The organism is Hydrogenophaga sp. GW456-12-10-14-TSB4, assembly GCF_059424305.1.
The window spans coordinates 25,688-45,913 of sequence record NZ_JBWKZH010000013.1 but is presented as its reverse complement, the minus strand read 5'-3'; the positions used below and the strand labels follow the sequence as shown (position 1 = coordinate 45,913).

The following is a 20,226-nucleotide window of genomic DNA, read 5'->3' as shown; positions in this document are numbered from 1 at the left end:
AGAAGGAATATGGCATGCTGAACAGAGAGCAACTGGAAACCTTTGCGTCTGTGGTGGAAGGAGGAAGTTTCGATAGCGCCGCCGTGGCGCTGAATGTGACCCGCGCAGCCATCTCGCAGCGGATCAAGGCATTGGAAGAATCACTTTCAACCGTTCTCCTGGTCCGAGCAAAGCCCGTGGTCCCCACGGCTTCCGGCGAACTGCTCATGCGCCATGTCAAGATCCTTCGACTGACCGAAGGATCCGTGTTGGCCGAGCTTGCGCCCAAGGGCCACGAAAAGAAACTGATGCCTGTCGCGATCGCAGTCAATGCCGACTCTTTGGTGACCTGGCTGGCTCCGTCGCTGTGGCCATTTCTTCTGTCCCAGCGGATAGCCTTGGAATTGTTGGTGGATGACCAGGATCACACCTTGAATCGACTCGCCAAGGGCGAAGTCATTGGCTGCATTTCCACACAGGTGGAGCCCATGCCCGGCTTTGTCGGCGAGCCGTTGGGTGAGATGGAGTATCGATGCTATGCCAGCCCGGGTTTCGCAGACCGGCACTTCTCAAAAGGATTCACGTTGCAGGCAGCACTGGACGCGCCTGCAGTGGTCTTCAATCGAAAGGACTCGCTTCATGACGAGTTCCTGGAACGGGTATTCGGCTTCCCCGTCGCACGCTACCTCAAGCACTACCTTCCTGCACCCAACACGTTGCGAGACGCCATTCTCATGGGTGTGGGATATGGTGTACTGCCCTCGCAACATGTCACACGGGAGGTCGAGCAACGCGCTCTGATTGAGTTGGCACCCGATCAGGTGATGCGGGTCGCTCTCTACTGGCATCGGTGGAGCGTCGAGCTGCCGATTTTTCAGGAAGTCACGAGATTCGTCGTCAACACGGCGCGCTCGGCGCTGTTGCCGGTGCCTGCTTAGCGGCCTTCAGACAGCAGCTTGCGGCTCCTCCCCGCAATGGCCAACACACACCACACCGCTCCCGAAGCGACCAACCCGGCTATCAGAGAGAAGAGGTCCCCATCGGAAAATCGCCGACCGGCCCACGCGGCCAGATAGACACCCGATGACGCCAAAAATCCGGCTCCGATCACGAGCAAGGCATGCGATGTGGTCAGCCGCCAACCGGCTAGCAGTGTGGCAAAGACCACTGAAATGCTGCCGATGTAGATCACGTTCACGGACACCATCGTGGCGATGATGCCTTGTCCGCGGGCGGCCAATGCGGCGGCGATGCCGAGGGCGAGAAGAATTCCACCCGTATCACCGGCCACATGGGGAATGCCATCCATTGCGGATCTCAGCGCGTCAGCCATGGCCCGTGTGATCGCCGCGCCCGATCCCAATGCAGCGGCAGACAATCCGACCAGCAGCAGATGGCCGACGGCCGCACCAAGATGACCGACTTCCTGGGCCAGGATGAACGGGATGATCTGCTTGGTGTCGCGAAGGTTCGCTAGCCCCCCGCTCTCCTTGAATCCGAGCACAACCGATGCGGGCAGAAAGCTGACGGCCACCAAGCACCCGCATGCCAGCACACACCCCCAGACAGCGGCAGAGGGCCGTTGTGCGGCGAGCAGAAACTGGTGGTAGTCAGCGCCCGTACAGACCAACGCGGCCACAGCGATGGAGATGGAAATCAGAGCGCCGGTACCCAGCAGCGGCGTGTCAGCGATGAATCGTCGCGGGCTCTCCATGTAGATAGCTCCGCCAGGTCCATGGATCAGCGCAAGCACCAGAACCGCACCGCTGGCAAACAGGAAGATGGAGAACACGGTGGATGCGGTTCTGAGCTCCAGCCTGGAAGCCACGAAGATTCCGCTCAGGACGAGCAGATGAGCAAGCACCGTCTGGAGTCCGAGCAGCTTGACAATGGCCACGCCGCCATGGATCTGTGCGGCCAGAACACCCGCCATCCAGACCACGGACAGGAAGGCAACCGCCCTTTTGGTGCGCGCTTCAAAAGCAGCGCCGAAGAAGTCCCAGATGGCCACGCCGCCTTTCCACACCCGGGCGGCGAAGAGCCCGAGCATGAGCATGCCTGCAGCAGTGGCCAAGCCGTAGATGCTGCCCGCCATTCCATGGCTCACAGCCATTTCGCCCGATCCCAGCAGAAATCCGATGCCGTAACTGCTGGACACCAACAGCGCCGCCACTTGCAAAGCACCCAGTGTTCGCGTCATGCGCCCCCCTTCTTGCCAATCCAACCTTGAACAACCGGTTTGGATCCATCGAAGTACGAGGTGTAGGCGTGATTGAAGCGCCGGTACATTGGCATGGTTGAAACCAGCCGACAGGCGTCAGGCAAGCGGTAGTACGGGATCGTCGGCAGAAGGTGATGCGTCAGGTGGTAGCCATTGTTTCTGGGATGGAAGAAGAGACCCCATAGGCCGTGCTGCACGATGTCGCGAGTGAAGGAGATCACACCGCCTTGTTCGAGACCGTAGTGGTCGCACATCTCGCGAAAGACCGTGATGACGTGGAACACAGTCGCTCTCGCCGTGAGCCAGAGCAGCGCAAACAAGGCCGCGAACTTCGCACCAAAGAAGATGCACACAGAGGTGCTCAGAATGGCCCACCAACCAACGATGGTGCACAGGCTCTCAACGGGTACCCTCCTTGCGCCCAGATGCCCGGCCAGCGACTCCCACCAAGAGCGAAAGGAGAACAGATTGCGCGCAAAGCTGGTGGTCCATTTCCGATCGCTCGAAGAGGGCGGTGCCAGGTAGTCAGGGTCTCGCTTCGGGTCCCCGAGATGGATGTGATGCCGCAGGTGCGTGACGCGGTATGTTCTGAGGCACACGAAGAGCAAGGGCGCCACCAGCAAGACCGCCAGGAAGTCGTTGACCGACGCCGAAGGATGAAGGCTGCGGTGGCCTGCGTCGTGCAGGATGTTGCCCAGCGCCACTTGTCGATTGCCGATCACGACAATGGCCATTGGCGCCCACCACCAACCGGCCCAATGAACGGCGGCGACGGCAAGCAGGATGAGGCTCCAATCCATCACGATGTCCCTGATGGGTCGCCATACAGTCAATCGCAGGTGGTTCCGGTAGGGCACCTCATTGAGCAGCATGTCCGCGCGGAACAGGTGCAGCTCATCAAGAATCGCGTGCTTGTGGTCCATGGTCATCTCCGGTTCCCCCAGAAATCGGATGCGATCTCAGCTGGGGTGCGCGCATTCTCTTTGAAGTAGCTATTTTTTCTTAATCGTTTAGAAAATGTTCCCAGCACGAACAACGCCTTAACTCATCAAGGTCCGCCGCAATGCGCTCCCTCTCGCCTGCCTCACTCCGACCATTCGGGCCGCTACCATGGCGGGTGATCCCCTCATCACCCCGGAGACCCCCATGAGCAACCAGCGAGAAGTTTTTGTCGTCAGCGCCGTGCGCACCGCCATCGGCACCTTTGGCGGCAGCCTGAAGGACCAGCCCCCCACCGAACTCGGCGCACTCGTCGTGCGCGAGTCGCTCGCGCGCGCCGGTGTCGATGGCAAGGACGTGGGCCACGTCGTGTTCGGCCACGTGGTCAACACCGAGCCCAAGGACATGTACCTCTCCCGCGTCGCGGCCATCAACGGGGGCTGCGCCGAAGGCACGCCGGCTTTCAACGTCAACCGCCTCTGCGGCTCGGGCCTGCAGGCCATCGTCTCGGCCGCGCAGGGCATCCTGCTGGGCGACACCGATGTGGCCATCGGTGCCGGCGCGGAGTGCATGAGCCGCGCGCCCTTCGCCAGCCTCAACATGCGATGGGGCGCCCGCATGGGCGACACCAAGATGGTGGACATGATGATCGGCGCGCTGCACGACCCCTTCCACACCATCCACATGGGCGTGACCGCCGAGAACATCGCAGCCAAGTGGGGCATCACGCGCGAAGACCAGGACAAGCTCGCCGTGGAAAGCCACAACCGCGCGCAGCGCGCCACCGAGGCCGGCCTCTTCAAGGACCAAATCGTGCCGGTGATGCTCAAGAGCAAGAAGGGCGACGTGGCCTACGCCACCGACGAGCACTTCCGCACCAACGCGACGCTGGACGACATGGCCAAGCTCAAACCCGTGTTCCTGAAGGAAAACGGCACCGTGACCGCCGGCAACGCCTCGGGCATCAACGACGCGGCGGCCGCCGTGGTGCTGATGGACGGCAATGCGGTCAAGGCACGCGGCGCGAAGCCGCTGGCCCGCCTGGTGGCCTATGCGCACGCAGGCGTGGACCCGAAGTACATGGGCATCGGCCCGGTGCCGGCCACGCAGGCCGTGCTGAAGAAGGCCGGCCTCACGGTCAAGGACCTGGACGTGATCGAGGCCAACGAGGCCTTCGCCGCCCAGGCCTGCGCGGTCACGCGCGACCTCGGCCTGGACCCGGCCAAGGTCAACCCCAACGGCTCGGGCATCTCGCTGGGCCACCCGATCGGCGCCACGGGTGCCCTGATCACCGTGAAGGCGATCCACGAACTGCAGCGCATCCAGGGCCGCTACGCGCTGGTGACGATGTGCATCGGCGGCGGCCAGGGCATCGCCGCGATCTTCGAGCGGGTCTGAATCCGAAAGGGCGTCCCATGAAGGCAGAACAACACGACGAACTCCTGCGCACCCTGAAGCAGCGGTTCGACAAGCACATGAAGCGGCACGCCAAGGCCGACTGGGCCGACGTGTTGAGCCGCCTTCAGCGCCACCCCGACAAGCTGAAAACGCTTTTCGAGATGGAGCGCACGGGCGGTGAGCCCGACGTCATCGGCCCCCCGGACGACCACGGTGCCTACCTGTTCTGCGACTGCGCCGCCGAAACCCCGGCGGGGCGCCGCAGCCTGTGCTTCGACGGTGAAGCCCTGGCCGCCCGCAAGGAGAACAAGCCGGCAGGCAGCGCCGTCGACATGGCCCAGGCCATGGGCGTGTCGCTGCTGACGGAGGCGCAGTACCGTCACCTGCAGACCTTCGGCGAGTTCGACCTGAAAACGTCCAGCTGGGTGGCCACGCCGCCCGAGATCCGCAAGCTCGGTGGCGCCCTCTTCTGCGACCGGCGCTACGGCCAGGTTTTCGTATACCACAACGGGGCGCAGTCGTACTACGCCGCGCGGGGGTTCAGGGGCTGGGTGAGCCTGTGAATCTGAGCGATTGCATTTCGTCAGTGCGCGGGCACGAACGACCACTCTGAAAGAAGCGACCGTTCCTCCCAATGAACCCGCGCCGCGTGCACGCCCTCATGAAAAACCAATTTCCCGCCGTGGATCTGGCCCGCCTGGATTGGGTCAATATCGCTGACGAGAATGGCCTCCTGTCCCGTGAGAAGGTATACGCAGCCGTTATTCGCCCGTTTGAAAAGCAACACATTGAAGAGGTGATGGTCGAGGTCCATCGAAAGCAAGGAGGCCTCATCCCGACAACTGAACTCGCACAGTACTTGGTTGATCACCTGGGGCAAGGAACCATCCGAATTTCGGATCAAAGCTTCACGGTTTTTGGTCTGGTCGCAATGAATGGCGTTGCAACCAGTTGGCAGAATGACCAGCTCTATCGGCCAGAGACAATCGCTCCCGCAACTTGAGCGGCGTGGTGCCAGGACAAGGTTCCAGGGGTTCTGAAAGTCAGTCGACCATCTTCAATTTGGAAACGGACATGAAACCTTGGGCATCAATTTCATTGCATAGCTTCCAAGAGCGAGAGCCCCTTGCCACGGACGGCACGAAGCTCGGAAACGGCTGGTCACGGCTTCGGTCCCGATCCACCGTCAATGCCAGAAGGTTGTCCAGCGAAAAGGACGCGTCATTCACGCCGGACACGTACATGAACACCCGCTGTCCCTCCTGAAGGCGAAGGGACATCGGGGCAAAGGCGTTTGAAGCATCTCCACTCGTGAGCGCGTAGTCCCCTGGCAACAGCGAGAGCACGGTGTAGGTGGAGGGTTCCATCAGGAACGCAAGTTTCGGCGCGATCCGGATCGACAAACTTGCACGATCGTGCGGCACTCGAAACAGGTACAACACAGCATGGCCTGGCAAAGGGTCTTGCAAAGACTGCACCGGGGGCGGAGCGTAGTAGCTCGGCGGCTTGTTCTCCGCACACGCCATCAAACACGCACAAAGCCCAAGAAGAGCGCCACGACGCTGCATCACATTTCCTTTCTCAGATGGCAAACCAGACCAAATATTAAGTCAAAAGTTAACCATCACCCCGGAAAGTATCAGCCTCCTTGGAACGCCCCACTGCGGTACGTCACCACCAGCGTGTCGCGCCAGCCCAGGGCATCACCCTCCAGCGGCTGGATCGGTGTGCTTTCGTGGATCACGCGCGCGTCGTCGATCAGCAGCAGCGACCACGGCTCGCGCAGCGTGAAGCGCTGGCCGCTCGGGCCGTTGGCCTCGAAGACGCGGCTCTCCCCGCCCTTGATGGCGTGGCGGTCCACCATGAACACGGCCACCAGGTCCACACCGTCGCGGTGCGCACCTTCGGGCGTGGGCCGGCCGATGCCGTCGGTGGTGTCGATGCGGAACACGTGGGCTTCCACGCTCCAGGGCTGTGCGCCGCGCAGCGCACTGGCGGCCTCGCCCAGCCGTGCCAGCAGGCGGCTCCACACGGGCAAAGCAACGGTGGCCGGTTCCATGGGCTCGAACCAGCGCTGCATGCCGCCGTGCAGGGCGTTGTATTCCAGCGGTTGCCAGTGGGCGCGATGCGGCACCTGCCGCACGCGGTCTTCGTCCACCACGAAGCAGCTGTGGCGGCGGCTGCGGTAGCGCCCGCCGTCCTTCAGGTACGCATCGGGCGGCAGCTGGTTCCAGCCGGTGTGCAATTCGGCCAGATCCACCGGGCGCGCGGCGAGCCACTCGCCCACGGCTTCGGCGCTCAGCAAGGCAAAGCCGGTGGTCTGCAAGGCGCTGTGCACATCGGACAGCGGCACGTAAGGGGGCTGGAATTCGCTGGTCATATGGCCGGTCAGTGTAGCGGCGTGCCGGCAAACCCACGGCCCGTCGGGCCTTGGGCGAGGCCGGCGTTTGCGCTGGATCAAGACGCCGGCGCGCCCCCGCTGCCAAGCTACGGCCCAAGGAGCAGCACCCGATGGAAAGCACCGCGCAATGGACCCCGGCCCTCTGGCTGGACTTCGACCCGCTGGACAGCATGAACCGCGAACTCATGGCGCGGCTGGCACGCGCCCAGGCGGCGAGCGATGCGGAACTGCCGCAGGCCTGGGCCGAGCTCGTGTCGCATGTGGCCGCGCATTTCGGCCGGGAAGACACCTGGATGCAGGAGACCGGCCACGGCCAGGCGGACGCACACGCGCTGCAACACCGTGTGGTGTTGAACCTGCTGCGCGATGGCCTGGGGCAGCTCCGCAACGGCCAGCTGGAGCCGGTGCGCCAGATGTCGCGCGAGCTGGGCTCGTGGTTCGCCAAGCACACGCACGCGTTCGACGCCGCACTGGCGCTGCACCTGCGACGGCACGCGCTCGCCTGATCCGCTACATTTCCGGGCGCCACAGCCACCCACCCACGAGGTGGCGCGCCATCACCCGAGGAGACAAGACATGGCCGAAGAATCCCCACCGCCACCACCGCCGTCGGTGTTCGACCTGCCCCTGGCGGAGCTGAAGGCCGGCGACCCGCTGCGCTGGCTGCGCCTGGGCTGGAACGACTTCCTGCGCAGCCGCGTCGGCCTGTTCTACGGTCTGTGTTTCTTTCTCATGGGACACGCGCTGATGGCGGTGTTCCGCGCCGCACCGGCCTATGTGCTGGCGCTCTCCGCAGGCTTCCTGCTGCTGGGGCCCTTCCTCTGCCTGGGCCTGTACCACGTGAGCCGTGCCCTGGAGGAAGGCCGCGAGCCCTCGCTGCCGGACTCTTTGCTGGCCTGGGAACAGACCAAGGGCTCGATCGCCATCTTTGCGGGCGTGCTGCTCATCCTGGAAATGCTGTGGGGCCGCGCTTCGCTGGTGGTGTTTGCGGTGACCTTCAGCACCATGCCCGACACGGCCAACCTGGTCGCGCAGCTGCTGGCCCCCGAGAACCTGGAATTCCTGATCACCTACACGCTGGTGGGCGGCGTGTTCGCGGGTCTGATCTTCGTCACCAGCGCGATCTCGATTCCGATGATTCTGGACCGCGAGGTCGACGCGGTGTCCGCCGGCCTCACCAGCATCCGCGCCTGCCTGCAGAACCCGGGGGTGATGGCCTGGTGGGGCGCCCTGATCACGTTGCTGGTGGTGCTGGCGATGTTGCCCTGGTTTCTCGGCCTGATCGTTGTCGGGCCGGTGGTGGGGCACGCCACCTGGCACGCCTACCGCCAGGTGGTGCCCCCGCGCTGAGCTTCAGGACTTGAGGTTCACCACGAGGCGACCGCGCACCCGGCCGGCCAGGATCTCGCTGCCGGCGGCGATCGCGTCGGGCAACGAAATCTCCTTCGTGATCGACGCGAGCTGTTCGCGGTTGAGCGTTTTCGCCAGCGCGTCCCACGCGGCCTCGCGCCTGGCCATGGGCGCCATCACGCTGTCGATGCCGCAGAGCGTGACGCTCCGCAAGATGAAAGGCGCCACGCTCGCGGGCAGGTCCATGCCCTGGGCCAGGCCGCAGGCCGCCACCGCACCTCCGTAGCGCGTGCTCGCGCAGGCGTTGGCCAGCGTGTGGCTGCCCACCGAATCCACCACGCCGATCCAGCGTTCCTTCTGCAGCGGTTTACCCGGCGCGCTCAGTTCGTTGCGATCGATCACGCTGGCTGCGCCGAGCGCCTTCAAATAATCAGCTTCCTGCGGCCGGCCGGTGGAGGCCACCACGGTGTGGCCCAGGCCGGCCAGCAGCGAGATCGCCACGCTGCCCACGCCGCCACCCGCGCCGGTCACCAGCACCTCGCCGCTGCCGGCGGCCACGCCCGCCTCGGCCCAGTGCTTCTGCAGCGCCTGCACGCACAACATGGCGGTGTAGCCCGCCGTGCCCAGCGACATGGCGTCGCGCTCGCTCAGCGAGTCGGGCAAGGCCACGAGCCAGTCGCCCTTGACGCGCGCCATCTGCGACAACCCACCCCAATGCGTTTCGCCCACGCCGAAGCCGTTGAGCAACACGCGGTCGCCGGCTTTCCATTTCGGGTGGTCGCTCTGCGTCACCGAGCCGGCGAAGTCGATGCCGGGCACCATGGGAAAGCTGCGCACCACGGGCGACCGGCCGGTGATGGCCAGGCCGTCCTTGTAGTTGACGGTCGAGTAGTCCACGCGCACGGTCACGTCGCCGTTGGCGGGCAACTGTGATTCGTCGAGCTGCGCGAGCTCACAGCGGTAGCCCGATTCGGGCTTGGTGATCAAGAGGGCCTGGAACATGGTCATCTCCTAAGGGTTGGGGGCGGGGGCCGACTCGCGCCACAGCCGCACCGTGAGCCACCAGGCCAGCAGGGAGTCGGTCAATGCCATCAGGCCGAGCACGAGGCGCAACGCGTCGGGCGGATCGGTGATCTGCACGAACAGCACGATGCAGGACGACAGCAGCTGCAAACCGACCATGAGCCAGAACAGGCCCCGGTGGGGTTGCCAGAGGCGGCGAAGGGTCTCGGACGGGGAAGGCATTGGCCTATTGTGCCGGCGCCGAACGGGCAGGCACGGCGCCGGCCGATGTTGCAATCAGTCCACTGAATTAAGGAAACAATGTGACTTAAGATCGTCTTAAGAATTCGTTAAGCGAATCATTCTCATTTGCAGAAAAGAATCCCGGTTGCCATTGCAACTTGTACTTACCTTTCTACGCAAATGAAGAAACCGCCCGCTTTCGCTCCCTCGCAAACCGTCGTCACCTGGCCGCTCGCCGCGGGCCTGTGCCTGGCCGGCGCCACCGCCTTCGCGCAGCAGTCCGCCACCCTGAGCACCGTCACGGTGACGTCCACCCAGGAAGCCCCGCTCAAGACGGACGCGGCCCCCTCGGTCAAGTTCACGGCGCCACTGGTCGATACGCCGAAAACCGTCCAGATCATCAATGAGGAGTTGCTGCAGCAGACGGGTGCCACCTCCCTGCAGGACGCCTTGCGCTCCGTGCCGGGCATCACCTTCGGCACCGGCGAAGGCGGCAACCCGACCGGCGACCAGCCCTTCATTCGCGGCATGGACGCCCAGGCCAGCACCTTCGTGGACGGCATGCGCGACATCGCCGCCGGCAACCGCGAAGTCTTCAACCTGGAGTCCGTGGAAGTCATCAAGGGTGCCGATTCGGCCTACGCCGGCCGTGGCGGCGCCGGCGGCTCGGTGAACCTGACGGCCAAGAAGGCCAAGAACGAAAACTTCATTGCCGGCTCCGTGGGCGTGGGCACCGATGCGTACCGCCGGGGCACGCTGGATCTGAACCGCGTGGTGGGTGAAACCACCGGCATCCGCCTCAACGCCATGGTGCACGAGGCCGATGTGGCCGGGCGCAACGGCCCTGAGAACAAGCGCTGGGGCATCGCTCCTACCGTGACCTTCGGCATGGGCACGCCCACCGAGGTCTCGCTGTCCTGGCAACACCTCCAGACCAATGACATCCCCGACGGCGGCGTGCCCTACCTGTACTCCAACGCCGCGGCGGCGACCTTGCCCGGCGGCAGCGAAGTGCGCCCCACGTACGGCACGAACCGCGAGAACTGGTACGGCGTGAAGGCGCGCGACTACCAGAAGGAAGAGAGCGACCTGTTCACCGCGTCCATCCAGCACAAGTTCAGCGACACCAACACGTTCCGCAACACCACGCGCCAAAGCAAGTCGTCCCAGGACTACCTGTGGACGCAGCCGGACGACAGCAAGGGCAACGCGATCAAGGGCTATGTGTGGCGGCGCGGCAATGCACGGGTGTCGGAAGTGAACACGCTGCAGAACGTCTCCGAATTCAGCGGCAAGGCGCAGACCGGCTCCGTGGGCCACACCTACGCCCTCGGCCTGGAGCTCGCCAAGGAACGCTCGGCGGTGCGCTCGACGGCGGTTCAGAACAACGCGACCAGCAACTGCACGGCTGTGACCATGTGGTGCGCCTCGCTCAACAACCCGGACAGCTCGGTGGCCTGGAGCTACCCATACACGCTGCCGCTGGCCACCGTCAACAGCATCGACACCACGGCGCTGTATGGTTTCGACACCTTGAAGCTGAGCGAGCAATGGCTGGTCAACGCAGGGGTGCGGGCCGACCACTACAAGGTGACCGCCATCACGCCGACCACCAGCCTCGCCAGCGCCGACACCCTGCTCAACTACCAGCTGGGCGTGGTGTTCAAGCCGGCCGAGAACGGCAGCGTCTACGCCAGCATCGGCACCTCCTCCCGGCCGGGCGGCGCCGCGCTGGGCAACGGCAACGAAGACCTCACCATCACCACCCCGGTGCTGGCGGACCTCGACCCTGAAAAGACCCGCTCCATCGAGATCGGCACGAAGTGGGACGTGATGGACAAGAAGCTGGCCCTGACCGCCGCGCTGTTCCGCAACGAAGTCACCAACGTGCGCATCACCGAGAACGGCATCACCTACATGGGTGGCAACAAGGTGGTCAACGGTATCGAGCTGGGCTTCTCGGGTCGCGTCATGCCGGGCCTGAGCGTGTTCGGCGGCTACACCTTCATGGACAGCGAGCAGACGAACATGGGCGCGGGCAACGTCGCCAACGGCATGCCGTTCCCGAACACGCCGCGCCACAGCGTCAGCCTGTGGACCAGCTACAACCCCATGCCGCAACTCACCGTGGGCTTCGGCGTCTATGCGCAGAGCCAGGTGAACCAGGGCTACATCCGCTCCACGGTCGACGGTGGCATCGTCACCAAGGGCCAGGGCGGTTATGCGCGCTACGATGCGATGGTGGCCTACCAGATCAACCGCAACCTCACCGCCCAGCTCAACCTGTACAACCTGGGCGACAAGGTCTACTACACCGGTGTCCGTTCGCCGCACTACGCCAACATCGCGGCAGGCCGCTCGGCCGTCGCATCGATGAAGTTCACCTACTGAGGCCACGCCGCTCGCGCCATGATGCTCCGCATCCCCGCCCTGCTCACCCCGGACGAAGTTCGCCAATGCCGCGAGGCGCTCGAACCGGCGCCGTGGCAGGACGGGCGCGCGACGGCCGGCAGCCTGGCCGCCCAGGTCAAGGAAAACCTTCAGTTGCCGCTGGACAGTCCGGTGGCCCAGCAGCTCGGGAATCTGATCCTGGACAAGCTGGGCAGCAACCCGCTGTTCATCTCGGCCACGCTGCCGCTCAAGGTGCTGCCGCCGCGGTTCAACCGCTACGAGGGTGGCGGCAACTACGGCAGCCACATCGACAACGCCTTCTTCACCATTCCGGGCAGCGCCATCAAGGTGCGCACGGACGTGTCCACCACCGTCTTCCTGAGCGACCCCGGGGAGTACGACGGCGGTGAACTCGTGGTGGAAGACAGCTTCGGTCAGCAGAGCATCAAGCTGCCGGCCGGGGACGCCATCGTCTATCCCGGGACCAGCCTGCACCGCGTCAACCCCGTGACCCGGGGCACACGCTACGGCAGCTTCTTCTGGACCCACAGCCTGGTCGCGTCGGCGGAGCAGCGTCGCCTGCTGTTCGACCTCGATCAGCAGATTCAACAGCTCGGCGTGCGGCACCCGGAAGACCCGGGTCTCGCCCCCTTGTCGGGCACGTACCACAACCTGCTGCGGATGTGGTCGCAGGCCTGACCGGGGGACGCCGGCTCAACCGCCCTGCGCCTTCATGACCTCCTGCTCCTGCAGCAGGCGCCACATCACCTTGCCGCTGCCGCTCTTGGGCAGCGCGCTGACGAACTCGACCGTGCGCGGGCACTTGTAGGCCGCCATGTTCTCGCGGCACCAGTCCACGATGGCCTGCTCGCTGGTCGTGCCGCGCGCCGATTCGCGCAACACCACGACCGCCTTCACGCTCTCGCCCCGGTAAGCGTCCATGGTCGCGATCACACAGGCCTCGGCGATCGCCGGGTGTTTGAACATCAGCGCCTCGACCTCGGCCGGCCAGACCTTGAAGCCGCTGGCGTTGATCATGCGCTTGAGGCGATCGGTGATGAAGTAGTAACCGTCCTCGTCCACGCGGCCGAGATCGCCCGAGCGAAAGAAGCGCTTGCCCTCGAAGGTGATGAAGGCGGCCTCGGTGGCCTCGGGGCGCTTCCAGTAGCCGTCGAACACCTCGGGGCCGTGGATGATGATTTCTCCGGTTTCGCCTTGCGGCATCTCCTGCAGCGTGATCGGGTCCACCACACGCGCATCGGTGCCCAGAAAGGGGATGCCCAGGCATTGCTGCTTGGGGTGGTCGGGCGGGTTGTTGTGCGAGGGCGCGGCGGTCTCGGTCAGGCCATAGCCCTCCGAATAGCGCAGGCCGTACTGATCGAGCAGCCGCTGCGCCACGGCCTGCGGCATGGCCGCGCCGCCGCCCCCCACCAGCACCAGGCTGGAGAGGTCGTACTGCGCGAAGTTCGGGCTGGCGAGCAGGTCGATCACCATGGTGGGGATGTTGGTCCAGTGGGTGCAGCGCCAGCGCGAGATGAGCCGGCCGGCGAGCTCGCGGTCCCAGCGCGGCATCACCACCATCGTCGAGCCGTTGTACACGCCCGCGTGCATGCCGGCCACCATGCCGGTGATGTGGAACATCGGCACCACCAGCAGGCCCACGTTCTCCGAGGTGCTGTGCGTCCACAGGCCCACGCCCACCGCGTTGTGCATGATCGTGCGGTGCGGGTGCATGCAGCCCTTGGGCAGGCCCGTGGTACCGCTGGTGTAAGGCAGCACCGCGAGGTCGTCCGGCCCGCGGTTGTGCGCGGGCGCGGTGCCGCTGCAGGCCAGCGCCTCGGCCCAGTCGCTCACCGTGCCGCCGGGCAGCTCGGGCGTGGGGTGGCGCGTGCCCAGCCAATCGCCCCAGGCGGGCGGTATCTCGGCCTGCGGGCCGATCGCATCGCTGTAGTGCGACACGACCAGGTGGCGCAGGCGGTCGCCCTCGCGCACATCGTTGTTGGCCTTGAGCAGCTCACCGGCCAGGTCGGCGGCGGCCACCGCCACGCGCGCGTCGGGGTCGAGGATGTAATGCTTGAGCTCCTCGGCCCGGTTCATCGGGTTGACCGGCACCACCACCGCGTTGGCGCGCAGGATGGCGAAATGCGCCACCACCCACTGCGGGCAGTTCTGCATGAACAGGATCACCCGGTCGCCGTCCTGCACACCTTGCTGCCGCAGATGCGCCGCCAGGCGCTCGGCCTGCGCGTGCAGATCGCGGTAGGTGAGCACACGGTCGAAGAACACCAGCGCGGGCTTGTCGGGATAGCGCTGCGCGCTCACCACCAGGTTCTGCCAGAGCGAGGTGGCCGGCGTCGTGATGCGGTGAGGCAGCCGCGTGGGCCAGAAGCGGTGGTGCGCGTGCGGATCGGGCGTGGACGTGGCACGCCCTCCCTCGGTGGTGCTGCTCATCACTTGTCTCCGTCAGAGGTGTTGTGGAACAAGCATACGGGGCGCCCCGAGCCCCCGAAACCCGCGCTTGTCGCGCGAGAGACCGCGGGCGAAGGTCTCCCCGGGCTGTCTTGCATCGGTCATCGTAGGCTGTCAGACTGCGCCCCATGAACGAACACGCTGTGCAGGGCGTTCAACGCCTGACCTGGATCCGCTGGAGCTGCACCACCGCCCTCGGGCTCTCGCTCTGGTGCGCCAGCGCCGCGCTGGCCTTTGACCTGCAGGGTCATCGCGGCGCGCGCGGCCTGGCCCCCGAGAACACGCTCGCCGCCTTCGAGCGCGCCCTGGCCGTCGGCGTGAGCACGCTCGAACTCGACGTGGTGCTCAGTGCCGAAGGCGTGCCGGTGATCTCGCACGACATCGCACCCAACCCCGACCTCACGCGCGACGCCGACGGGCGCTGGCTGCAGTCGCGCGGCCAGCCCTTCCACCGCCTCACGCTGGCCGAGATCGCCGCCTGGGACGTGGGCCGCATCAACCCGGCCAGCCGCTACGCGCGCGACTTCGCCGAACAGCAGGCCCAGGACGGCCAGCGCATCCCGACCCTGGCCGCGCTGTTCGAGCGCGTGCGCCAGCTCGGTGCCCATCAGGTGCGCTTCAACATCGAGCTCAAGATCCATCCCGGCAAGCCGGACGAATCGCCTCCGCCGGAGACTTTCGTGCGCGCGGTGCTGGCGGTGATCAAGGCCCACGGCATGAGCCAGCGCGTGAGCCTGCAGAGCTTCGACTGGCGCATCCAGAAGGTGGCCAGCCAGCTCGCGCCGGGCATGCCGCTGTCCTACCTGTCGTCCCGCAACACGCTGAAGAACACCGAATGGACGGCCGGCCTGCGGCTGGCCGACCACGAAGACGCGCCGGGCATGGTGGCCGCCGCCGGCGGCAAGCTCTGGTCGCCCAACTTCAACGACATCGACCAGCACCTGCTGCAGCGGGCCCGCTCGCTGGAGCTGCGCGTGATCCCCTGGACGGTGAACGAAACGCAGGACATGGCGCGCCTGATCGACTGGGGCGTGGACGGCATCATCACCGACTACCCGGACCGCCTGCGCACGGTGATGCAGCGGCGCGGCATGGCCCTGCCGCCCCAGGTGCTGCCGCGCGCGGCGAAGGCCGCCGAGCCGGTGGAAGAGATCCTGCCTCCGCCGCCGCCGCGCTTCGGCGTCGCGCCGCAACTGCCCTGACCCCGGGAACCAAATCGGGTCAGGCCGTATCATTCCAGGCCATGCGCCACTTGTTGCTCGCCCTCATGATCGCCCTGCTGCCGATTCGCGGCTGGATGGGCGACGCCATGGCGGTGGCCATGCTGGCCGCACCGGCGCAGACCATGCACCACGCGGCGTCCGGCACAGACCACACCATGGCCGGCGACCACGCCCAGGGCCATGAGCACAACGCCAGCCAGCAAGACAGCGGCGGCGAACACACCCACAAAAGCTGCGAGGTCTGCAACGGCCCGGCGATGGCACTCTCGGTGCCCGCCGTGCCCGCGCTGCCGCCGCAGCACGGCCTGCTCGCGCCCCCGGCCGAGCGCTTCGTCAGCTCCGAACCGCACCGGAGCATCAAGCCACCCATTTCCTGAGCGCACACACCCGAGGTGCGTCCGCAGCCGCCCGATGAGGGCGCGCCGTGGGCGCTGGTTTGTGTCTTCAGGAGATTTCCATGTCCCTTTTCTGGCGAATGTCGCCACCTGGGCCCACCCGCGCGCGGGCCGGCCTCTTCATCGGCTGCGCCCTGGCCCTGGCCTCGGCCCACGCCCAGTCTTCCGACGCCCTCGGCGCGGCCGATCCGGCCCGCCCCACCACCGCAGCGCCCCTGGTGCTGCCGCCCACGGGCCACACCGACCTGCCCGCGCTGCCGACCGACATCGCGGCCGCGCGGGCGATCTGGCAGCGCGCCAACCAGCGCGTGGCCGAGTTCCCGCGCGGCCATGCCGACCTGCTGCGCTGGGAATCGGCCCAGGCGGGTGAAGCCCGCACCGAGCCCCGGCGCGGGCCGACCCTGGACCTCACCCAGGCGCTGCGGCTTTCGCTGCGGCACCGGCCCGAGCTCTTCACCCACGCCGACATGAACCCCCTGGCCCAACGCCAGGTGGCCGTGGCCTATGCCGCGCATGTGCGAGACCTCCAGCGCGCCTGGATCGATGCCGTGGCCGCGCGCCAGAGCGAGCGCCTGCTCGCCGAGGCGCTGGACGCCACCCGAACCGGCAGCGAACTGGGCCGGCGCATGGTGGCGGCCGGCAACTGGAGCCAGGCCCGGCAGATGCGCGAGCAGCTGATCGAGGCCAGCGCCTGGCAGGCCAGCGTGAACGCGCGCAGCGCCACCCTGAGCGCCCAGGAACGGCTGGCCCGCCTGCTGGGCCTGTGGGACGCGCAGGCCGTGGCGCAGCTCGGCGAGCAACTGCCCACCAGCCTGCCCGAGCTGCCAGCGAACCCCTCGCCCGGCGAAGGCGCGAACGAGACCACGCTGGAGGCCGCCGTGCTGCGCAGCCACCCCACGCTGGCGCAGGCCCGGCTGCTCGCGGGGCGCGACATCGCCCCCGCATCGGACGCGCGCCGGCAGGCCTGGAGCGAAGCGGTCGAGACCGCCCTCGCCGCCCTGCCCGGCACCGCGTCGGCCCCCCCCCACATCGACAACCTGAGCCTGTTGCGCGACCACACGCTGGAGCGCGCCGTGGGCACCGAAGCGGCGCTGCTGCGGCAGGCCGTCGAACGGCGCTCCATGGCGCGCCAGGCCTGGACCGCGCTGCAGATCCGCCATGCCAGCGCCCGGCACGCGCAGACCGTGGTGACCCAGCTGCAGACCGCCCTGGAGCAGGAAACCCAGCTGCGCTACAACGGCATGCTGCAAAGCACCTGGGAGCTGCTGGCCAGCGCCCGCGAGCGCCTGGGCGCGCTCGACGCCGCCTTGCAGGCGCGCCGCGGCTACTGGCTCGCCCAGGCCGACTGGCAGGCCCTGCTCGCGGGCGCCGACTACGCCGGCCCCGACACCCCCTCCTCTTCATCCGGCAACGGCACGGCCGCTGCCGCAGGACACTGACATGACCCCATCCCTCAACCGACGACACTTTTTTGCCGGCGCGGCCGCCACGGCGGTCGCCGCCGCGAGCGTCAGCCGCGTGGCGCTCGCCGCCCTGCCCGAAGCCGTGCAGCAGACCTCGGCCGACACCGCCGCACCCTGGACGCCCCCGGGCGTGACCGGCGCGGGCCGGCCTTACAACCCGGTGGTCACGCTCAACGGCTGGACCCTGCCCTGGCGCCTGAACAACGGCGTGAAGGAGTTCCACCTGGTGGCCGAACCCGTGGTGCGCGAGGTCGCGCCCGGTTTCCTGGTCAACATGTGGGGCTACAACGGCCAGAGCCCGGGACCGACCATCGAGGTGGTGGAAGGCGACCGCGTGCGCCTCTACGTCACCAACCGGTTGCCCGAGCACACCACCATCCACTGGCACGGCCAGCGCCTGCCCAACGGCATGGACGGCGTGGGCGGGCTGAACCAGCCCGCCATCCCGGCCGGCAAGACCTTCGTCTACGAGTTCACCGCGCGCCGGCCCGGCACCTTCATGTACCACCCGCACGCCGACGAGATGGTGCAGATGGCCATGGGCATGATGGGCTTCTGGGTCACGCACCCGAAGCAGAAGCACCCGCAGATCGACGACGTGCAGCGCGACTACTGCTTCCTGCTCAACGCTTTCGACGTCGAGCCCGGCAGCATGACGCCGCAGGTCAACACCATGCTGGAGCAGAACATCTGGGCCTGGAACAGCCGCGTGTTCCCCGGCATCACGCCGCTGGTGGCGCGCCTGGGCGAGCGCGTGCGGGTGCGCGTGGGCAACCTCACCATGACCAACCACCCGATCCACATCCACGGCATCGAGTTCGAGGTGACCGGCACCGACGGCGGCCCCACGCCCAAGGGGTCGCGCTGGCCCGAGGTGACCACCGACGTGGCCGTGGGCCAGATGCGGCAGATCGAGTTCGTGGCCGACGAGCCGGGCGACTGGGCCATGCACTGCCACAAGAGCCACCACACCATGGGCGCGATGGGGCACAGCGTGCCGACCATGATCGGTGCCGACCACCGGGGCCTGGTGAAACCCCTGCAGCGCGCCGCGCCCGACTACATGGTGATGGGCGAACGCGGCATGGCCGATATGGGCGAGATGCAGATGGAGCTGCCCGCCAACACCTTCCCCATGATGACCGGCACCGGCCCCTACGGCCCGATCGAGATGGGCGGCATGTTCACCACGCTCAAGGTGCGCGCCGACCAGAAGGCCGGTGACTACAGCGACCCCGGCCCCTACGCCATGCCGCCGGGCACGCAGGCCCGGCTGGTCGAGACCGGTGCGGCCCCCGCCGCCACCCGGCCGACGCCCTCCGCCCAGCCTGCCGGCGCCACGGTGCGCAAACCGGCCGCCGAAGCCAACCCATCTCACTCACACCACTGAAAGGACACCCCATGACAACCCGCAACACCAACCGCCGCCAGTTCCAGCTCGGCCTGCTCGCCCTGCCCTGGGCCCTGTCCCTGCCCGCCGCGCACGCGCACGGCGACCAGCACGGCAAAGCCGCCGGCACGGTGGTCAAGGAACAGAAGCCCTGGGGCATCGCCGGCGAGCCCGGCGCCGCCACGCGCACGGTGGAGATCCGCATGACCGACGACATGAAACTCAGCCCCAACCACCTGGAGGTGCGCGAGGGCGAGACACTGCGCCTGCGCGCCGTCAACAAGGGCAAGGTGATGCACGAGATCGTGCTCGGCACCGGCGCGGAACTGAGGGCACACGCCGAGATGATGAAGAAGCACCCCGGCATGGAGCACGACGAACCCTACATGGCCCACGTGCCCGCCGGCAAGACCGGCGACATCGTCTGGACCTTCAACCGCCCCGGTGATTTCGAGTTCGCCTGCCTGATCGCCGGCCACTTCGAGGCCGGCATGCGCGGCACGATTCGCGTCAAGCCCAAGGCCTGACGGCCTTCTGCCAGGAGCACCCCATGCAAAGACGACATCTGCTCAGCGCCGCGATCGGCCTGTCCCTGGCCGGCGCGGGCGCCTTCGCCCAACCGGCCCTCCCTGCGCTGCAGGTCTGGAAAGACCCCAACTGCGGCTGCTGCAACGACTGGGTCGCGCTCATGCGCGCCGACGGTTTCCAGGTCCAGGTCTTCGACACCGGCAACACCGCCGTGCGCCAGCGCCTGGGCCTGCCCGCGAAGTACGGCTCCTGCCACACCGCCCTGGTCGGCGGCTACGTGATCGAGGGCCATGTGGCGGCCGGCGAGATCCGCCGCCTGCTGACCGAGAAGCCCCAGGCGATCGGTCTGGCCGTGCCCGGCATGCCGGTGGGCAGCCCGGGCATGGACGGCCCGGTGTACGGCGATCGTCGCGATGCTTACGACGTGCTGCTGGTGCAGCGCGACGGCAGCTCGCGCGTGTTCCAGCACCACGCGGGCACGGCCGCCAGCGGCTTCAAGCCCACTTCGGGCGATGCCGCCGGCGCGCTGCCGTTCAGCGAGGCGGAGGTGCGCAAGGTCGACACCGCCGCGGGCAAGATCACGCTCAAGCACGGCGAGATCAAGAACCTGGACATGCCGCCGATGACCATGGTGTTCCAGGCGCACGACCCGGCCCTGCTGGCCAAGGTCAAGGCGGGCGACAGGGTGCGCTTCACCGCCGACAAGCTCAACGGCGCCTACACCGTGCTGAGCCTCGAACCGGCGCCTTGAACCGGGCTGCGGCCGGCTTGATCTATGTCAAACCGGCCACAGTACAGGCGCGTGGGTGCGATTTTCTGCTTCGGTTTTGGCAG

At 66.8% G+C, this 20,226-nt stretch carries 21 protein-coding genes; 14 read left to right on the top strand and 7 right to left on the bottom strand.

What is annotated here, in order from left to right; translation table 11 throughout:
• Positions 1-14: 14 nt before the first annotated feature.
• Positions 15-917, top strand: a complete 903-nt coding sequence (argP, locus tag AC07ZS_RS09115) for an HTH-type transcriptional regulator ArgP (RefSeq protein WP_494798272.1) — start codon at positions 15-17, stop codon at positions 915-917.
• Here argP and AC07ZS_RS09110 read toward each other — a convergent pair.
• Complete coding sequence (locus AC07ZS_RS09110) at positions 914-2,179, bottom strand: SLC5/6 family protein (RefSeq protein WP_494798271.1); 1,266 nt, start codon at positions 2,177-2,179, stop codon at positions 914-916. The two genes, argP and AC07ZS_RS09110, sit on opposite strands and share 4 nt — an antisense overlap.
• Positions 2,176-3,123, bottom strand: a complete 948-nt coding sequence (locus AC07ZS_RS09105) for a fatty acid desaturase (RefSeq protein WP_494798270.1) — start codon at positions 3,121-3,123, stop codon at positions 2,176-2,178. The genes AC07ZS_RS09110 and AC07ZS_RS09105 overlap by 4 nt, the downstream gene beginning before the upstream one ends.
• 223 nt (positions 3,124-3,346) lie before the next feature.
• On the opposite strand from AC07ZS_RS09105, the gene bktB reads away from it, so the two are divergent.
• The 3 genes from bktB (at position 3,347) to AC07ZS_RS09090 (ending at position 5,540) form a co-directional block, all read left to right on the top strand.
• Positions 3,347-4,537, top strand: a complete 1,191-nt coding sequence (gene bktB, locus AC07ZS_RS09100; protein WP_494798269.1) for a beta-ketothiolase BktB — start codon at positions 3,347-3,349, stop codon at positions 4,535-4,537.
• A gap of 17 nt (positions 4,538-4,554) precedes the next feature.
• Entirely contained in the window at positions 4,555-5,100 is a 546-nt protein-coding gene (locus AC07ZS_RS09095) for a DUF4256 domain-containing protein (RefSeq protein WP_494798268.1), read from the top strand.
• A 71-nt stretch (positions 5,101-5,171) separates the two neighbouring features.
• The gene (locus tag AC07ZS_RS09090) at positions 5,172-5,540 is read left to right on the top strand and encodes a hypothetical protein (RefSeq protein ID WP_494798267.1); all 369 of its coding nucleotides are present in this window, start codon (positions 5,172-5,174) and stop codon (positions 5,538-5,540) included.
• A 40-nt stretch (positions 5,541-5,580) separates the two neighbouring features.
• Here the strand turns inward: AC07ZS_RS09090 and AC07ZS_RS09085 are convergent, their stop codons facing one another.
• Both AC07ZS_RS09085 and AC07ZS_RS09080 read right to left on the bottom strand, forming a co-directional pair.
• Positions 5,581-6,105, bottom strand: a complete 525-nt coding sequence (locus tag AC07ZS_RS09085; RefSeq protein WP_494798266.1) for a hypothetical protein — start codon at positions 6,103-6,105, stop codon at positions 5,581-5,583.
• A gap of 71 nt (positions 6,106-6,176) precedes the next feature.
• Positions 6,177-6,917 (bottom strand): 2OG-Fe dioxygenase family protein, encoded by a 741-nt coding sequence (locus AC07ZS_RS09080; RefSeq protein WP_494798265.1) that lies wholly within the window; start codon positions 6,915-6,917, stop codon positions 6,177-6,179.
• Between the two features lie 131 nt (positions 6,918-7,048).
• Between AC07ZS_RS09080 and AC07ZS_RS09075 the strand changes: the two genes are divergently transcribed.
• Together AC07ZS_RS09075 and AC07ZS_RS09070 are read left to right on the top strand one after the other, a co-directional pair.
• Entirely contained in the window at positions 7,049-7,444 is a 396-nt protein-coding gene (locus tag AC07ZS_RS09075) for a bacteriohemerythrin (protein WP_494798264.1), read from the top strand.
• A gap of 70 nt (positions 7,445-7,514) precedes the next feature.
• On the top strand, positions 7,515-8,288 hold the full coding sequence (locus AC07ZS_RS09070; RefSeq protein WP_494798263.1) for a DUF2189 domain-containing protein: 774 nt from the start codon (positions 7,515-7,517) through the stop codon (positions 8,286-8,288).
• A 3-nt stretch (positions 8,289-8,291) separates the two neighbouring features.
• Here the strand turns inward: AC07ZS_RS09070 and acuI are convergent, their stop codons facing one another.
• Together acuI and AC07ZS_RS09060 are read right to left on the bottom strand one after the other, a co-directional pair.
• The gene (gene acuI, locus AC07ZS_RS09065) at positions 8,292-9,290 is read right to left on the bottom strand and encodes an acrylyl-CoA reductase (NADPH) (RefSeq protein ID WP_494798262.1); all 999 of its coding nucleotides are present in this window, start codon (positions 9,288-9,290) and stop codon (positions 8,292-8,294) included.
• Positions 9,291-9,299: 9 nt separating this feature from the next.
• Complete coding sequence (locus tag AC07ZS_RS09060) at positions 9,300-9,533, bottom strand: hypothetical protein (RefSeq protein ID WP_494798261.1); 234 nt, start codon at positions 9,531-9,533, stop codon at positions 9,300-9,302.
• Positions 9,534-9,713: 180 nt separating this feature from the next.
• On the opposite strand from AC07ZS_RS09060, the gene AC07ZS_RS09055 reads away from it, so the two are divergent.
• Complete coding sequence (locus AC07ZS_RS09055) at positions 9,714-11,924, top strand: TonB-dependent receptor (protein ID WP_494798260.1); 2,211 nt, start codon at positions 9,714-9,716, stop codon at positions 11,922-11,924.
• Positions 11,925-11,942: 18 nt separating this feature from the next.
• The gene (locus AC07ZS_RS09050) at positions 11,943-12,623 is read left to right on the top strand and encodes a Fe2+-dependent dioxygenase (RefSeq protein WP_494798259.1); all 681 of its coding nucleotides are present in this window, start codon (positions 11,943-11,945) and stop codon (positions 12,621-12,623) included.
• Between the two features lie 15 nt (positions 12,624-12,638).
• Here AC07ZS_RS09050 and AC07ZS_RS09045 read toward each other — a convergent pair whose 3' ends face one another.
• Complete coding sequence (locus tag AC07ZS_RS09045; RefSeq protein ID WP_494798258.1) at positions 12,639-14,375, bottom strand: long-chain fatty acid--CoA ligase; 1,737 nt, start codon at positions 14,373-14,375, stop codon at positions 12,639-12,641.
• A gap of 146 nt (positions 14,376-14,521) precedes the next feature.
• On the opposite strand from AC07ZS_RS09045, the gene AC07ZS_RS09040 reads away from it, so the two are divergent.
• The 6 genes from AC07ZS_RS09040 (at position 14,522) to AC07ZS_RS09015 (ending at position 20,143) form a co-directional block, all read left to right on the top strand.
• Complete coding sequence (locus tag AC07ZS_RS09040) at positions 14,522-15,595, top strand: glycerophosphodiester phosphodiesterase (protein ID WP_494798257.1); 1,074 nt, start codon at positions 14,522-14,524, stop codon at positions 15,593-15,595.
• 41 nt (positions 15,596-15,636) lie between these two features.
• Entirely contained in the window at positions 15,637-15,993 is a 357-nt protein-coding gene (locus AC07ZS_RS09035) for a DUF2946 family protein (protein ID WP_494798256.1), read from the top strand.
• Positions 15,994-16,073: 80 nt separating this feature from the next.
• Entirely contained in the window at positions 16,074-17,450 is a 1,377-nt protein-coding gene (locus AC07ZS_RS09030) for a TolC family protein (RefSeq protein ID WP_494798255.1), read from the top strand.
• A gap of 1 nt (position 17,451) precedes the next feature.
• The gene (locus tag AC07ZS_RS09025; RefSeq protein WP_494798254.1) at positions 17,452-18,864 is read left to right on the top strand and encodes a multicopper oxidase family protein; all 1,413 of its coding nucleotides are present in this window, start codon (positions 17,452-17,454) and stop codon (positions 18,862-18,864) included.
• 11 nt (positions 18,865-18,875) lie between these two features.
• Positions 18,876-19,391 (top strand): cupredoxin domain-containing protein, encoded by a 516-nt coding sequence (locus tag AC07ZS_RS09020; protein ID WP_494798253.1) that lies wholly within the window; start codon positions 18,876-18,878, stop codon positions 19,389-19,391.
• Between the two features lie 23 nt (positions 19,392-19,414).
• On the top strand, positions 19,415-20,143 hold the full coding sequence (locus tag AC07ZS_RS09015) for a copper-binding protein (protein ID WP_494798252.1): 729 nt from the start codon (positions 19,415-19,417) through the stop codon (positions 20,141-20,143).
• Positions 20,144-20,226: the final 83 nt, after the last annotated feature.

Bases quoted from the DNA above. Each gene is read 5' to 3' on its own strand.
- argP (WP_494798272.1), top strand. From the start codon at position 15: ATGCTGAACAGAGAGCAACTGGAAACCTTTGCGTCTGTGGTGGAAGGA.
- AC07ZS_RS09110 (WP_494798271.1), bottom strand. From the start codon at position 2,179: ATGACGCGAACACTGGGTGCTTTGCAAGTGGCGGCGCTGTTGGTGTCC.
- AC07ZS_RS09105 (WP_494798270.1), bottom strand. From the start codon at position 3,123: ATGGACCACAAGCACGCGATTCTTGATGAGCTGCACCTGTTCCGCGCG.
- bktB (WP_494798269.1), top strand. From the start codon at position 3,347: ATGAGCAACCAGCGAGAAGTTTTTGTCGTCAGCGCCGTGCGCACCGCC.
- AC07ZS_RS09095 (WP_494798268.1), top strand. From the start codon at position 4,555: ATGAAGGCAGAACAACACGACGAACTCCTGCGCACCCTGAAGCAGCGG.
- AC07ZS_RS09090 (WP_494798267.1), top strand. From the start codon at position 5,172: ATGAACCCGCGCCGCGTGCACGCCCTCATGAAAAACCAATTTCCCGCC.
- AC07ZS_RS09085 (WP_494798266.1), bottom strand. From the start codon at position 6,105: ATGCAGCGTCGTGGCGCTCTTCTTGGGCTTTGTGCGTGTTTGATGGCG.
- AC07ZS_RS09080 (WP_494798265.1), bottom strand. From the start codon at position 6,917: ATGACCAGCGAATTCCAGCCCCCTTACGTGCCGCTGTCCGATGTGCAC.
- AC07ZS_RS09075 (WP_494798264.1), top strand. From the start codon at position 7,049: ATGGAAAGCACCGCGCAATGGACCCCGGCCCTCTGGCTGGACTTCGAC.
- AC07ZS_RS09070 (WP_494798263.1), top strand. From the start codon at position 7,515: ATGGCCGAAGAATCCCCACCGCCACCACCGCCGTCGGTGTTCGACCTG.
- acuI (WP_494798262.1), bottom strand. From the start codon at position 9,290: ATGTTCCAGGCCCTCTTGATCACCAAGCCCGAATCGGGCTACCGCTGT.
- AC07ZS_RS09060 (WP_494798261.1), bottom strand. From the start codon at position 9,533: ATGCCTTCCCCGTCCGAGACCCTTCGCCGCCTCTGGCAACCCCACCGG.
- AC07ZS_RS09055 (WP_494798260.1), top strand. From the start codon at position 9,714: ATGAAGAAACCGCCCGCTTTCGCTCCCTCGCAAACCGTCGTCACCTGG.
- AC07ZS_RS09050 (WP_494798259.1), top strand. From the start codon at position 11,943: ATGATGCTCCGCATCCCCGCCCTGCTCACCCCGGACGAAGTTCGCCAA.
- AC07ZS_RS09045 (WP_494798258.1), bottom strand. From the start codon at position 14,375: ATGAGCAGCACCACCGAGGGAGGGCGTGCCACGTCCACGCCCGATCCG.
- AC07ZS_RS09040 (WP_494798257.1), top strand. From the start codon at position 14,522: ATGAACGAACACGCTGTGCAGGGCGTTCAACGCCTGACCTGGATCCGC.
- AC07ZS_RS09035 (WP_494798256.1), top strand. From the start codon at position 15,637: ATGCGCCACTTGTTGCTCGCCCTCATGATCGCCCTGCTGCCGATTCGC.
- AC07ZS_RS09030 (WP_494798255.1), top strand. From the start codon at position 16,074: ATGTCCCTTTTCTGGCGAATGTCGCCACCTGGGCCCACCCGCGCGCGG.
- AC07ZS_RS09025 (WP_494798254.1), top strand. From the start codon at position 17,452: ATGACCCCATCCCTCAACCGACGACACTTTTTTGCCGGCGCGGCCGCC.
- AC07ZS_RS09020 (WP_494798253.1), top strand. From the start codon at position 18,876: ATGACAACCCGCAACACCAACCGCCGCCAGTTCCAGCTCGGCCTGCTC.
- AC07ZS_RS09015 (WP_494798252.1), top strand. From the start codon at position 19,415: ATGCAAAGACGACATCTGCTCAGCGCCGCGATCGGCCTGTCCCTGGCC.